The 13,014-nt window shown below is 46.5% G+C and carries 13 protein-coding genes; 8 read left to right on the forward strand and 5 right to left on the reverse strand.

All coding sequences use genetic code 11. The features are described 5' to 3' along the window. Positions 1-246: 246 nt before the first annotated feature. The 5 genes from rpmH (at position 247) to mnmE (ending at position 4,209) form a co-directional block, all read left to right on the forward strand. The gene (gene rpmH, locus LSG34_RS15630; protein ID WP_008897167.1) at positions 247-381 is read left to right on the forward strand and encodes a 50S ribosomal protein L34; all 135 of its coding nucleotides are present in this window, start codon (positions 247-249) and stop codon (positions 379-381) included. A 19-nt stretch (positions 382-400) separates the two neighbouring features. After that, positions 401-772, forward strand: coding sequence for a ribonuclease P protein component (gene rnpA / locus LSG34_RS15635; protein WP_127026396.1), 372 nt, complete (start codon positions 401-403; stop codon positions 770-772). Next, positions 724-987, forward strand: coding sequence for a membrane protein insertion efficiency factor YidD (gene yidD / locus LSG34_RS15640; RefSeq protein ID WP_233010040.1), 264 nt, complete (start codon positions 724-726; stop codon positions 985-987). Before rnpA ends, yidD begins: the two co-directional genes overlap by 49 nt. Before the next feature lie 3 nt (positions 988-990). Further along, positions 991-2,625, forward strand: a complete 1,635-nt coding sequence (gene yidC / locus LSG34_RS15645; protein ID WP_233010041.1) for a membrane protein insertase YidC — start codon at positions 991-993, stop codon at positions 2,623-2,625. Between the two features lie 219 nt (positions 2,626-2,844). After that, positions 2,845-4,209: a tRNA uridine-5-carboxymethylaminomethyl(34) synthesis GTPase MnmE gene (gene mnmE, locus LSG34_RS15650; protein ID WP_233010042.1), complete on the forward strand. Its 1,365-nt coding sequence runs from the start codon at positions 2,845-2,847 to the stop codon at positions 4,207-4,209. A 7-nt stretch (positions 4,210-4,216) separates the two neighbouring features. Here mnmE and LSG34_RS15655 read toward each other — a convergent pair whose 3' ends face one another. The 5 genes from LSG34_RS15655 to LSG34_RS15675 form a co-directional block, all read right to left on the reverse strand. Beyond that, on the reverse strand, positions 4,217-5,404 hold the full coding sequence (locus LSG34_RS15655) for a YbfB/YjiJ family MFS transporter (RefSeq protein WP_233010043.1): 1,188 nt from the start codon (positions 5,402-5,404) through the stop codon (positions 4,217-4,219). Between the two features lie 105 nt (positions 5,405-5,509). Further along, positions 5,510-6,301 (reverse strand): sulfite exporter TauE/SafE family protein, encoded by a 792-nt coding sequence (locus LSG34_RS15660; protein ID WP_233010044.1) that lies wholly within the window; start codon positions 6,299-6,301, stop codon positions 5,510-5,512. A 56-nt stretch (positions 6,302-6,357) separates the two neighbouring features. Further along, positions 6,358-6,849, reverse strand: a complete 492-nt coding sequence (locus tag LSG34_RS15665; RefSeq protein WP_233010045.1) for a YbhB/YbcL family Raf kinase inhibitor-like protein — start codon at positions 6,847-6,849, stop codon at positions 6,358-6,360. Positions 6,850-6,969: 120 nt separating this feature from the next. Continuing rightward, the gene (trxC, locus tag LSG34_RS15670; RefSeq protein WP_408636174.1) at positions 6,970-7,392 is read right to left on the reverse strand and encodes a thioredoxin TrxC; all 423 of its coding nucleotides are present in this window, start codon (positions 7,390-7,392) and stop codon (positions 6,970-6,972) included. Positions 7,393-7,502: 110 nt separating this feature from the next. Beyond that, positions 7,503-9,338 (reverse strand): DEAD/DEAH box helicase, encoded by a 1,836-nt coding sequence (locus LSG34_RS15675; protein WP_233010046.1) that lies wholly within the window; start codon positions 9,336-9,338, stop codon positions 7,503-7,505. Between the two features lie 165 nt (positions 9,339-9,503). Here LSG34_RS15675 and mioC point away from each other — a divergent pair, with 165 nt between their 5' ends. From mioC to rsmG, 3 genes are all read left to right on the forward strand, one after another. Further along, positions 9,504-9,941, forward strand: a complete 438-nt coding sequence (gene mioC / locus LSG34_RS15680; protein WP_233010047.1) for an FMN-binding protein MioC — start codon at positions 9,504-9,506, stop codon at positions 9,939-9,941. Between the two features lie 532 nt (positions 9,942-10,473). Further along, positions 10,474-12,363, forward strand: a complete 1,890-nt coding sequence (gene mnmG, locus LSG34_RS15685) for a tRNA uridine-5-carboxymethylaminomethyl(34) synthesis enzyme MnmG (protein ID WP_233010048.1) — start codon at positions 10,474-10,476, stop codon at positions 12,361-12,363. 14 nt (positions 12,364-12,377) lie between these two features. After that, positions 12,378-12,995 carry a 16S rRNA (guanine(527)-N(7))-methyltransferase RsmG gene (gene rsmG, locus LSG34_RS15690; protein WP_233010049.1) on the forward strand — a complete coding sequence of 206 codons (618 nt, stop codon included), beginning with the start codon at positions 12,378-12,380 and terminating at the stop codon, positions 12,993-12,995. Positions 12,996-13,014 lie beyond the last annotated feature (19 nt).

Here is a 13,014-nt window from a genome sequence, read left to right on the forward strand (position 1 = left end):
AGACCAAAGCGGTCCAAAAACCGCTGTTTTTTAAAACAACTCACATTTTATCCCAGTTGAGTGACCTGCCTTGTGGACAACTTTTAAAGATCGATAAAAAATAATGATCAGATCAGCAGAAACACAAGGATCTGCATTGACAAGAGCTGCCGACCCGCTTAGAATTCGCGCTCTTTTTTAATCGCTGCGTTTTGGTTTTTACTAAAACACAGACCCTTAGTAAATATCGACCGGACGGACGAAGTTATGAAAAGAACATTTCAACCTAGCGTTTTAAAACGTGCTCGCGTCCACGGCTTCCGTGCTCGCATGGCTACCAAAAATGGCCGTCAAGTGATTGCACGTCGTCGTGCTAAAGGCCGCAAGCGCTTAACAGTCTAGTCAGATTCGTAAGCGCTGCGTGGTCAGCTATACATTCAGCAGGGAGTTACGTCTGTTAACTCCCCGCGAATTCGACAATGTCTTCCAAAATCCTTTCAGGGTTTCTTCTCCTCTCTTTACCATATTGTGTAAGCCAACTCAGTCTACTCATCCAAGACTTGGTCTGACTATTGCCAAAAAACGTGTTAAATTAGCCACGCATCGAAACCGCATCAAAAGATGTTCACGGGATAGCTTCAGGCTACACCAACATGAACTTCCACCTGTTGATTTAGTTTTGATGGTAAAAGGTGATATCAGCAACACGCCCAATGAAGAATTGCACAAGCAACTGGATAAGTTATGGGGCAAAATAGCTCGCCAATACAAAACACTGGTGCAAGACTGCTAATTTCCACTGTACGTGGTTATCAGAAGTTGATCAGTCCGTTATTTGGACCCAGTTGCCGGTTTTATCCCACCTGTTCTCATTACGCTATTGAAGCCATAGAACGCTTTGGTTCCGTAAAAGGTGGTTGGTTAACTACAAAACGTTTATTAAAATGTCACCCCTTACATCCCGGTGGTGAAGACCCGGTTCCACAAAAGCAGAAAGAGACTAACTAACAGATGGATTCTCAACGCAGTTTATTAGTGATAGCCCTCGCCTTCGTTAGCTTATTGTTATGGCAGGCATGGCAAACCGATCACGCGCCTAAACCAGTAACTCCGGTCACTGAACAAAGTACAACCAGTTCAACTGGTTCGGCCGACTTACAATTAAGCAGTTCAGGCACTTCAGCTCAACCTGCTGCGCCAGTTGCTACTCAACAAGTGATCACAGTCAGTACTGATGTATTAAAAGTACAGCTCGATACTAAAGGTGGCGATATTGTTGATTTAACTTTACCTGCTTTTACTTTAAGCAAAGACAGCGACCAGCCTTATCAGCTGATGCGTAAGTTAAACGGTTTTGAATACGTAGCTCAGTCTGGCTTATTAGCAGATGGTCCGGATGATAAACGCAACAGCGGTCGTCCTGTGTATTCTGCAGCCAAAACCAGTTACGCGCTTGCCAATGGCGAGCAGCAAGTTGTGGTGCCTTTAACCTTTAACCATAACGGTTTAGAGATTGAAAAACGCTACACCTTTACCGCTGGAAAATATGATGTCCGGGTAGAATATTTACTGAAAAATACCACTGCTGAAACTAAGTTAGTTCAGCCTTACCAGCATCTGGTGCAAACCATTAATAATGGCGAAAGCAGCAGCATGATGATGCCTATCTACCGTGGTGCGGCTTTCTCTACTTCTGAAAAACGTTATGAAAAATACGATTTTGAAGATATGCAGGAAACTAACCTGGCTCAATCCACCAAAGGTGGTTGGGTGGCTATGCTGGAGCACTACTTTGTTGCTGCATGGGTTCCTGAAAAAACTGCAGACAATCAACTGTATAGCTTAGTGAATAACGGCAACGGTATTGTAGGCGCTAAAGGCCCTGAGCTGACGATTCCGGCTGGTGAAAGCCTGACTATTGCTTCAACTTTTTATGCCGGTCCAAAGGATCAGGATAACTTAGCAGCTATTGCTGATGGTCTGGATCTGACGGTTGACTACGGCTTCTTATGGTTTATTTCTCAGCCTTTATTCTGGTTGTTAACCACTATTCAAAGCTTTGTCAGCAACTGGGGTGTCGCCATTATTATGATCACCCTGCTGGTGAAAGGTGTGATGTATCCGCTGACCAAAGTGCAGTACGAGTCTATGGCCAAGATGCGTAATCTGAAGCCAAAAATTGACGAACTGCAGGCCCGTTATAAGGACGACCGCTCAAAAATGGGCCCGGCTATGATGGAGTTGTACCGCAAAGAAAAAGTAAACCCTATGGGTGGCTGCTTGCCTATGCTGGTGCAAATGCCAATCTTCCTGGCTTTGTATTGGGTGTTCGTTGAGAGTGTGGAATTACGTCAGGCTCCGTTTATGTTATGGATCCAGGATTTGTCCACCCAAGACCCGTACTACGTATTACCAGTGCTGTTTGGTATCAGTATGTTTGTAATGCAAAAACTGACGCCTATGACAGTGACTGATCCTATGCAGCAAAAAATTATGCTGTGGATGCCAGTGGTGTTCTCAGTATTCTTCCTGTGGTTCCCAAGTGGTCTGGTGCTGTACTGGTTAGTCAGCAACCTGATTTCTTTAGCCCAGATGCTGTATATCTACCGCGGTATGGAGAAGAAAGGTCTATACACCAAAAGCTAAGGCTTAAGGTATACACTTTAAAGGCCTGTTTTCAGGCCTTTTTGTTTTTATGAGTTTAACAAATTGATCCTGTGGCCAAAGTAATTGGTGTTGCAGTGAGGCAACAAGCGAACGAGACCCCAGGAGCATAGTTGTCCTATGTGACTGGGGCGAGAGAACGCGGTCAACAAAACTGCAGCTTCAAGTACGAAGGCAATAATTTAAGTCGAGGTTTGATCTATGTACAGCACAGACACTATTGCCGCTCAGGCCACAGCCACAGGTCGTGCCGGTGTAGGAATAATACGGGTATCAGGCCCTGCCGTATCCACAGTGGCTTCTGCCATTCTGGGCAAAGTGCCAAAACCCCGTACTGCTGAATACCTGCCGTTTTTAGACGAACAAAAACAAACTCTGGATCAGGGCATAGCCTTGTATTTCCCAGGCCCCAACTCCTTTACCGGTGAAGATGTACTGGAATTACAAGGCCACGGTGGGCCCGTGCTTTTAGATATGCTGCTGCGCCGTGTGCTGGATATTAAAGATGTGCGTATAGCGCGCCCAGGCGAGTTTTCCGAACGAGCCTTTTTAAACGACAAATTAGATTTAACGCAAGCCGAAGCCATAGCCGACTTAATTGACGCAAGTTCGGAGCAGGCGGCCCGTTCCGCTATGCATTCATTGCAGGGTGAGTTCTCGCGCAAAATACACGATCTGGTCGAAAAAGTAATTTACCTGCGGATTTACGTCGAAGCCGCTATCGATTTTCCGGACGAAGAAATCGACTTTTTATCAGACGGTAAAGTAGCTGGTGACTTAGCCGAAATCATCTCTGATTTAGCCGGGATCCAGAAACAAGCCACTCAAGGCAGCATATTGCGCGAAGGTATGCGCGTAGTGATTGCTGGCCGGCCTAACGCTGGCAAATCCAGCTTATTAAATGCTTTAGCAGGCCGCGAAGCCGCCATAGTGACAGAAATAGCAGGTACCACCCGTGATGTCTTGCGTGAGCATATTCATATAGACGGCATGCCTCTGCATATCATCGACACAGCTGGTTTACGTGAAGCCACAGACAAAGTGGAACAAATAGGCATAGAACGCGCCTGGCAGGAAATAGAACAAGCAGACCGCGTACTTTTTATGGTCGATGGCACCACGACAAATGCCACCAGCCCAGCCGACATCTGGCCAGATTTTATGTCACGTTTACCCAAAGACCTGGGCTTAACTGTGATACGCAATAAAGCCGACTTAACAGGTGAAACGACAGGCGCCAGTCAGGACGGTGACTATCCGGTATTTCATATCTCGGCCAAAACCAATTCCGGTATAGAAGAGTTACGTGATCATTTAAAAGCCTGTATGGGCTTTGACGCCAATACAGAAGGCAGCTTTATAGCCCGCCGCCGCCATTTAGACGCGCTGGAACGCGCTGCAGAGCATTTAGCCATAGGCGACGCTCAGTTGCATAACCACCTGGCTGGCGAGCTGTTAGCCGAAGAACTACGCCTGACTCAGCAACACCTGAATGAAATCACGGGCGAATTCAGTTCAGATGATTTATTGGGCAGGATTTTCAGCTCGTTCTGTATCGGTAAATAACTCAATTCTAGCTCCCTCCCCGCATTGCCAGATGATCGCTGGCGGTGCGGCGGATAAGCAGCGTCAGTACTGCTGCTCCACATAAGGTAATCACGCTGGCCAGTAGTAAGCCTGAATCAAAACTGCCGCTTTGTTTGGCCAGATAACCACTGATAGCAGGCGCTATAACTTGAGCAGTGCCATAACAAAGCGTCATCTTACCCATCAGCTGAGCTGGTTTTGCTGGTAATAAGCGCCCTGCCATCGTCAGCATTAAGCTGACACAACCAACAAAACTGATGCCAAATAAAAAGGCACTAAACAATAACGCCAGCGCCTGACTCCAGAGCACAGGTAACACAATAGCCGAAGCGTTTAACAGCAAAGCCCAACGTAAACTGACTAAATAACCTGATAGTCGTGCGACACGATCCCAGAGTATCGCTGCTGGTGCTGCACCTACACCTAATGCAAAAAATGCCCAGTTACCAAAACCAGTCAGTTCTGCATTCAGACTCGCCATAGCGACAATAAAAGTGATAGTGACCACATAGCCATAACCGGCGCAGAAATACATCAAAAATAAGGGCCAGAGGAAACTACGCGGTAAGGCTAAAGGGGTTGCATCTGTGTTGTTGCTGGACAACGACAGCTGTGGCGCAGGCAACCAGCGCCATGCCGGAACTATCAGCACCAATCCAAGCAGACTAAGCGCCAGCCATTGCTGATCCCAACTCAAAGTGACAGCGCTAAATAGCTCGACTAATAAAGCCACTAAAGCTATGCCCAGGCCGAGGCCCGCAAAATGCAAACCCAGTTCAGCTTTAGCACCACGCGCGGCCAGCTGCTGCAAAATAAGGCCTGAAGCCAATAACATCGAAGCAGCCGAACTTAAACCTGCCAAGAAGCGCCACAAGCCCCAAAACAGAGGGTCTGAACTATAAGCTGTGGCTAGTGTGCTCACTACGGCAAAAACCAAACCAACACGATAGGCATAAAACTTCCACTGCCAGTCTTTTAACCGCACAGCCAATAAAGCGCCGGCAAAATACCCCAGGTAATTTACTGCTGCTAAATAACCAGCCAAAGCTTCAGTAAGACCTGCACCGGACATCAAAGGAATAAGCGGAGTATAGGCAAAACGCGCTATGCCTAAACATAACAGCTGACTAAAAAAACCTGCCAATAGTATGCGGCGGGCCACTGGATCAGACATACATTCCCTTCTTTTAGCATTCGCACTTTTTAGTCAGATTGACAGCCAACACAACGCAAAGCTATAGGCGAATAGTTGCAGAGATGGGTTGTTCGCCCGCACAATTTAAAAAGATAACAGCATCTTTAGCGCTATCAAAAGTAATACGCAGGCAAATAACTTCTTCAACAAGGCCGCAGGCACTTTAGTAGAAAGCTGCACCCCAAGCGGAGCGGCTACTACAGAGCCTATACTCATTCCCAACACAGCCGGCCAATACACAGCCCCTATCAGATCCGGATGAGTAACAGGAGCTGTCTGCAGCATATAGGAGATAGCGCCAAACACTGTCACCGGAAAACCCACGGCCACTGAACTGGCTACTGCTTTGGGCATGGCCATAAAGCGACTTAAAAAAGGCACCATCAAGACACCACCTCCAGCACCTATAAAACTGCCGGTGGCTCCGACTAAAGCCGGAAACCAGCGTAATAGTTGATTTGAGGGGGGATTTTGCAGCTGAGTCGTTTTTGTTGATGGCTTTAACATAGAGAAAGCCACATAAAGCAAAAAGGCGGCGAAAATACACTGCAGCCACAAGGCCGGCAAACGGGTTACCAGCAAGGAGCCAAGCACAACGCCAAATAAACTGGCTGGTAACATCAACCGGATCAACTCCCAGTTAATGGTCCCCTTTTGATGATGCACCCGCAGTGAAGAAATAGAACCTATAGCGGCTATCACCATAGAACTGGCAAGCGCTATAACAGGTGAAACTTCCGTGCTAAAACCTAAAGATGGCAGCATAAAAGTTAAAAAAGGCACTGTCACCAAAGCCATGCCGACGCCTATCAGGCCCAACAACAAGCCACCAGCAAGACCCGCCAGAATAAATAACGTCAGTACCCACAGATCCATAATTTCCCGCTTTCATCAAAAAGGCCAGCAGATGCTGGCCTGGTAGAATATTTTAGTTACCGCGCATAAGTGGCGGTTAAAGTCGCTTTGCCAATAGCGGTCGCATTCAGCATAAAACCTACTACAGCAGCGCTGGCTGCATCAGGCACAGCTAAAGTCGTTTCCGGTAAAGCCCAGACGGTAAACTGATAGCGGTGCATACCATGGCCTTCAGGTGGGCAAGCGCCACCAAATTCTTTAATACCATAGTCGTTGTTAAAACAGCGGCAGCCTGCTGGTAACTGACCATTGCCAGCGCCCTGAGCCAATGAGGTGACAGTAGCTGGAATATCCAGAACCAGCCAATGCCAAAAACCTGAACCTGTAGGTGCATCCGGATCGAACACAGTAATAGCAAAACTCTGAGTACCGTCTGGTGCATTCTGCCAGTTTAATGCAGGCGACAGATTTGGACCGTCACAACCAAAACCATTAAATTCAAAAGTTTTTGCCATAAAATGGCCTTCACGGATATCCGGGCTTGTCAGTTGAAATAGGCTGGATGTCATGCTTTTCCTTAGATTGAATTCAGAATTAAAGAGGTATAAGAATGGAGTCTGGACTTTGCCGCTAAGCAAATCCAGACTTTTGCGACCAACTCAGGTCAGTCCGCTTCAGGTATGTGCTTTCTAACTATGTTGCTGTAACCACTGATAAAACATCTGTTTTGGCATAGCACCTGATTGCTGAGCAACCAGCTTACCCGCTTTAAACAGCATCAGAGTGGGAATAGAGCGAATTTGAAACTGTGCCGCCAGTTGTTGTTGCTGTTCAGTATTTACTTTGGCAAACCGAAATTGCGGTTCTAATTCAGCAGCAGCCTGATTAAACACCGGTGCAAAGTTCAGACAAGGCCCACACCAGCTAGCCCAAAAATCGACCACCACAGGTAATTCTGACTTTTGGATCTGATTGACAAAATTCTGCTGGGTTAACTCTATGGGTTTTCCGGCAAAAAGCGCGTCTTTGCACTGACCACATTTGGGATGATCGGCAAACTTTTCCGGCTGAACCCGGTTTAAGGTTGAACAATGAGGACAGGCAATAATCATAACTGGCTCCAGATTTGGCTATTGAAGCTAAATATGGGCGCTGCATAAGTTTTTATAGAGTTATAGCTATAAAAAAACCGGCTTTCGCCGGTCTTTTTACAAGTCAGAGATTAATCTCTTGGCTTACGTGGTGCACGTGGAGCTGCACCTGGACGCGGGCCTGAGCCTGTTTCCGTGCGTTCACGACGTGGTGCTGAGCCTGGAGCTGAACCAGAGGTTGAACCGCCGGCTGTTGAGCCAGTATCCACACTGATATTCAGTTTTTGCTTACGCACATAGACCTTTTTCAGGTGCTGCATCGTCTCAGCCGGGATATTGGCTGGTAATTCTACAGTACTGAAATGATCAAACAGTTTGATGTTACCGATGAACTGGCTGTCGATGTTGGCTTCATTGGCGATAGCGCCAACGATGTCACCAGCGCGCACGCCATGTTCTTTACCCACTTCAATGCGATAATTGGTGTAATCACCTTTTAACTCACGACGCTGACGTGGTGGACGATCGCCACCCCGCTCAGGACGGTCACCTGAACGTTCTGGTCTATCGCCACGGGCAAATTTATCGCGGCCTGAAGACGGAGCACGATCATCACGGTCACGGCTATGTGGTTCACGGATTTCCGGGAACTGGTTAGCTACGTTTAACGGAGAATCTTTCTGCGCCAGATACAACAGGGCTGCAGCCATATCTACATCAGTCGTTTCTAACTTTTCACGCCAATCGTTCACCAGATCCTGGAAGAAGCTTAAGTTTTTCGCTTCAATGGTCTGAGCTAACTGAGCACGGAAAGACTCGATACGACGTTGTTCAATCACCTGACCTGTTGGCAGCGACATTTTTTCAATCGGCTGACGAGTCGCATGTTCGATAGTACGCAGTAAACGACGTTCACGTGGTGATACAAACAGAATGGCTTTACCATCACGACCAGCACGGCCGGTACGACCGATACGGTGTACATAAGCTTCGCTATCGTATGGAATGTCATAGTTGATAACCAGACTGATACGTTCCACGTCCAGACCACGGGCAGCAACGTCTGTTGCAACTATCACGTCCAGCTGATCAGCTTTTAAACGACGGATGGTTTGCTCGCGGTGAGCCTGGTTCATATCACCGTTTAAGCAGGCGACTGCATAACCACGGGCGCCCAGCTTTTCAGCAATTTCTTCAGTCGCACTTTTGGTACGAACGAAAATGATGCTTGCATCATATTCTTCGCCTTCCAGAATACGGGTTAACGCATCCAGCTTCTGATTATTGTCCAGCATTACGTAACGTTGTTGAATACGTTCAACAGTGGACGTTTTTGATTCGATTTTTACTTCATGAGCATTTTTTAAATGCTTCTGAGCAATAGCACGGATCTGGTTTGGCATAGTAGCGGAGAACATCGCAACCTGACGGCCTGGCGGAGTAGCATCCATGATAGTTTGAACATCATCGATAAAACCCATACGCAACATTTCGTCGGCTTCGTCCAGTACTATGGCACGCAGTTTATCCAGCACCAAAGTGCCACGATCCAGGTGGTCCATGATACGACCTGGCGTACCAACAATAACCTGAGAACCACGTTTCAGTGCTTTTAACTGAGTGGTGTAGTTTTGACCGCCGTATAAAGGCAGTACATGGAAAGCTGGCATATAACGGGCATAAGCCTGGAACGCTTCTGCAACCTGGATAGCCAGTTCGCGAGTAGGAGCCAACACTAAAATTTGTGGATCATTTTGGGCCGGATCTAAACGGGCTAATAAAGGCAGTGCAAACGCAGCTGTTTTACCAGTACCTGTTTGGGCTTGGCCTAGCAAGTCTTCACCAGCTAGTAACTTAGGAATAGCCGCTTCCTGAATTGGAGACGGATGTTCATAACCAAGTTCTAAAACTGCACGAAGAATAGGTTCCGGCAGCGCTAGCTGGGAAAAAGACATGGACTCGGACATATATTGTATAAACCTCAATAACACGCAGGCGAACGGTTTGTGCTATCGTAGATTTACTGAGCCTGCTTTGCAGTAAAAATACCCAAAAAGGTGCAAGAAGCATTCGCTTTGCACGTTTTAATTCCAGTAGTATAGCCAATCATTTCACTGACAATAGGATGCAGTATGATTGAGATCCTTGTGGGCAGCCAAATGGGCGCTGCGGAATATGCAGCAGAACAAGTAGCTGAAACTTTGGAAAAAGCGGGTTATGAAGTAAAACTTCATCTCACCCCTGATTTAACACTGATAACCAGAAATAGTATCTGGTTAGTCGTCACTTCGACGTATGGCGCAGGGGATCTGCCCGATAATATCCAACCTTTTGTGGATCAATTAGCACAAGATCGAACAGATCTTACCACAGTTTCCTACGCAGTGATCACTTTAGGTGATTCCAGTTACGATACTTTTTGTCTGGCCGGTAAAAAAATCTCTGACCTTTTTGGTTCTTTAGGTGGCAGATTATTGTTACCAGGATTAGATATCGATGTTTTAACGGCTGAACTGCCTGAAGATCAAGCTTTGGTCTGGCTGCCTGAATTTATCAAAACTCTGCCTTAAACTCTTCTTAGTTATACATAACAGGATCTTTTACCCTTCATCACCTAAAGGCCCGTAAACAAAGGGCCTTTACTCTTTATAACCCGATCGTGATCGACTTCTATATAAAGAGGATCATACTTATGATCCAGTTACACATAGATATCCACAGTTTTCACTTATTATTAGGTCGAATGTGTATAAGTGTAGTTATAACTTATGTAAAAGCTGAAGTTATCCTCTGTGTAACAAATCAGGTTTTATGCCCTGTGTATAAAAGTGCTAGTTAAACACCGCTTGTTCGACTCAGGATCTTGTGTTGATCACAGGATCCGATCCTTTCTAACTGATTGATCTTCAAAACAGATCAAGGGTTACCCACAGAAAAGGCTCCGTATAGTAGTAAACATAATAAAAAGATCTCTTTAAAGATCCTTATATATTATTAGTGATCTTTCGAGGATCGTGATCGAGTTTTAATCATTTCCCAAAGCCTCAGATCCAGTTACAATACGCGCCCTTTTTACAGAACTGGTTTGAGTTCGAGGCCTATATGCTTTTTCAGGAAACATTTGATGTCATCGTTGTTGGTGGTGGTCACGCCGGCACAGAGGCTGCGCTTGCTGCGGCCCGCATGGGAATGCAAACTTTATTGCTGACTCACAACGTTGAGACTTTAGGTCAGATGTCCTGTAATCCGGCCATTGGTGGCATTGGTAAAGGCCATCTGGTGAAAGAAATTGATGCCCTGGGTGGCGTCATGGCAAAAGCTACGGATCGTGCCGGGATCCAATTCAGAACGTTAAACAGTTCGAAAGGCCCGGCTGTACGTGCAACCCGTGCTCAGGCTGACCGTCAGCTCTATCGTGCAGCTGTACGTTTAGTTCTTGAAAACCAGCCAAATTTGAAGATCTTTCAACAAGCCTGTGATGACTTGATCGTAGAAAACGATCAGGTTTGTGGTGTAGTGACCCAAATGGGGTTGAAATTTAAAGCTAAATCAGTGGTGCTGACTGTAGGTACTTTCCTCGGTGGCCAGATCCATATTGGTTTACAAAATTACAGTGGTGGCCGTGCCGGTGATCCGCCATCCATAGCACTGGCTAGACGTTTACGTGAATTGCCTTTCCGTGTGGGCCGTTTAAAAACCGGTACTCCACCTCGTATTGATGCCAGAACTGTTGATTTTTCAGTGATGCAGGCTCAGCCTGGTGATAACCCGACTCCGGTGTTTTCGTTTATGGGATCCCACAAGGATCAACCGACTCAGATCCCTTGTCATATCACCTACACCAACGAGCAAACCCACGATATTATTCGTAATGGTTTAGACAGATCCCCTATGTACACTGGTGTGATTGAAGGCATAGGCCCACGGTATTGCCCTTCGATCGAAGATAAGATCACCCGTTTTGCTGACAAAGATAAACACCAGATCTTTATTGAGCCAGAAGGTTTAACCACACACGAGCTGTATCCTAACGGGATATCTACCAGCTTGCCTTTTGACGTGCAGTTAAACCTGGTTCGTTCGATCAAAGGTCTGGAAAATGCCCATATTACCCGGCCTGGTTATGCCATTGAATATGACTTTTTTGATCCACGGGATTTAAAAACTTCATTGGAAACCAAGTTTATCAAAGGCTTGTTTTTTGCAGGACAAATTAACGGCACTACAGGTTACGAAGAAGCTGGTGCTCAGGGCTTAATGGCTGGTATGAACGCAGCGCTTTCTGCTCAGGATAAAGACTCCTGGACGCCAAGCCGTGATCAGGCCTATGTCGGTGTTCTGATTGACGACTTGACCACTATGGGTACCAAAGAGCCGTACCGTATGTTTACCAGCCGTGCTGAATACCGTCTGATGTTACGTGAAGACAATGCGGACATTCGTTTAACCGCCAAAGGCCGTGAGTTAGGTTTGGTCGACGATGCGCGTTGGGCTGCGTTTAACCTGAAAATTGAACAAATTGAACTGGAACGCCAGCGCTTAAAACAGCAGTGGATCCACCCACAACACGCGGCTTTGGCCGAAGTGAACCTGTTGGTGAAAACGCCGCTGAGTAAAGAAGCCAGTCTGGAAGAATTGATCCGTCGTCCTGAAGTGAATTATCAGGATCTGATGAAAATTGATCTGGTAGGCCCGGGCTTAGCCGACCCTGCAGCTGCTGAACAGGTTGAAATTCAAATCAAGTACGAAGGTTATATCAATCGTCAGCAGGACGAGATCTCCAGACAAGAGCGTAACGAAAATACTCGTTTGCCTGCAGGCTTTGATTACAAAGCGGTCAAAGGTTTATCCAACGAAGTGATACTGAAACTGAATCAGGTGCAACCTGAAACCATGGGCCAGGCTTCGCGTATTTCAGGCATCACGCCTGCCGCTATTTCGTTATTGCTGGTCTACCTGAAAAAACAAGGTTTACTGCGCAAATCTGCTTAAGCATTGGGATCATCATGCTGGAAAAATTAAAAAAGCTGGTCGCTCAGACCAGCTTAGTTTTATCTGAACACCAACTGCAACAACTAGTTGCTTATGTCCAGTTGCTGGACAAATGGAACAGTGCTTACAACCTGACCTCAGTGCGTGATCCAGAAGAAATGCTGGTGAAACACATTATGGACAGCCTGGTTGTGGCACCTTTTGTCACTGGAAAACGTATTATCGACGTTGGTACTGGTCCTGGTTTGCCTGGTATTCCGCTGGCGATAGCATTACCTGACAAGCAATTTTACCTGTTGGATAGCCTTGGCAAACGCATTCGTTTTTTAAATCACGTCAAATTACAGCTGAAACTACAGAACTTTGAAGCTATTCAGAGTCGGGTGGAAGATCATCAACCTGAAACAGGGTATGATGCGGTACTGAGCCGTGCTTTTGCTTCAATGACCGATATGGTGAACTGGTGTCAGCATTTGCCAGGGGCCGATGGCCAGTTTTTAGCCATGAAAGGCGCTTTAGCTCAAGAAGAAATTGCAGCTTTGCCGAATTTTGTTAAAGTTGTCGGCAGTCATCCGTTACAGGTGCCAACACTGAACGCCGAACGTTATCTGGTAGTGTTGGAGAAAGTCTAATTTAATCAAAAACGTATTG

The organism is Rheinheimera faecalis, assembly GCF_021290965.1.
Classification (GTDB): domain Bacteria; phylum Pseudomonadota; class Gammaproteobacteria; order Enterobacterales; family Alteromonadaceae; genus Pararheinheimera; species Pararheinheimera faecalis.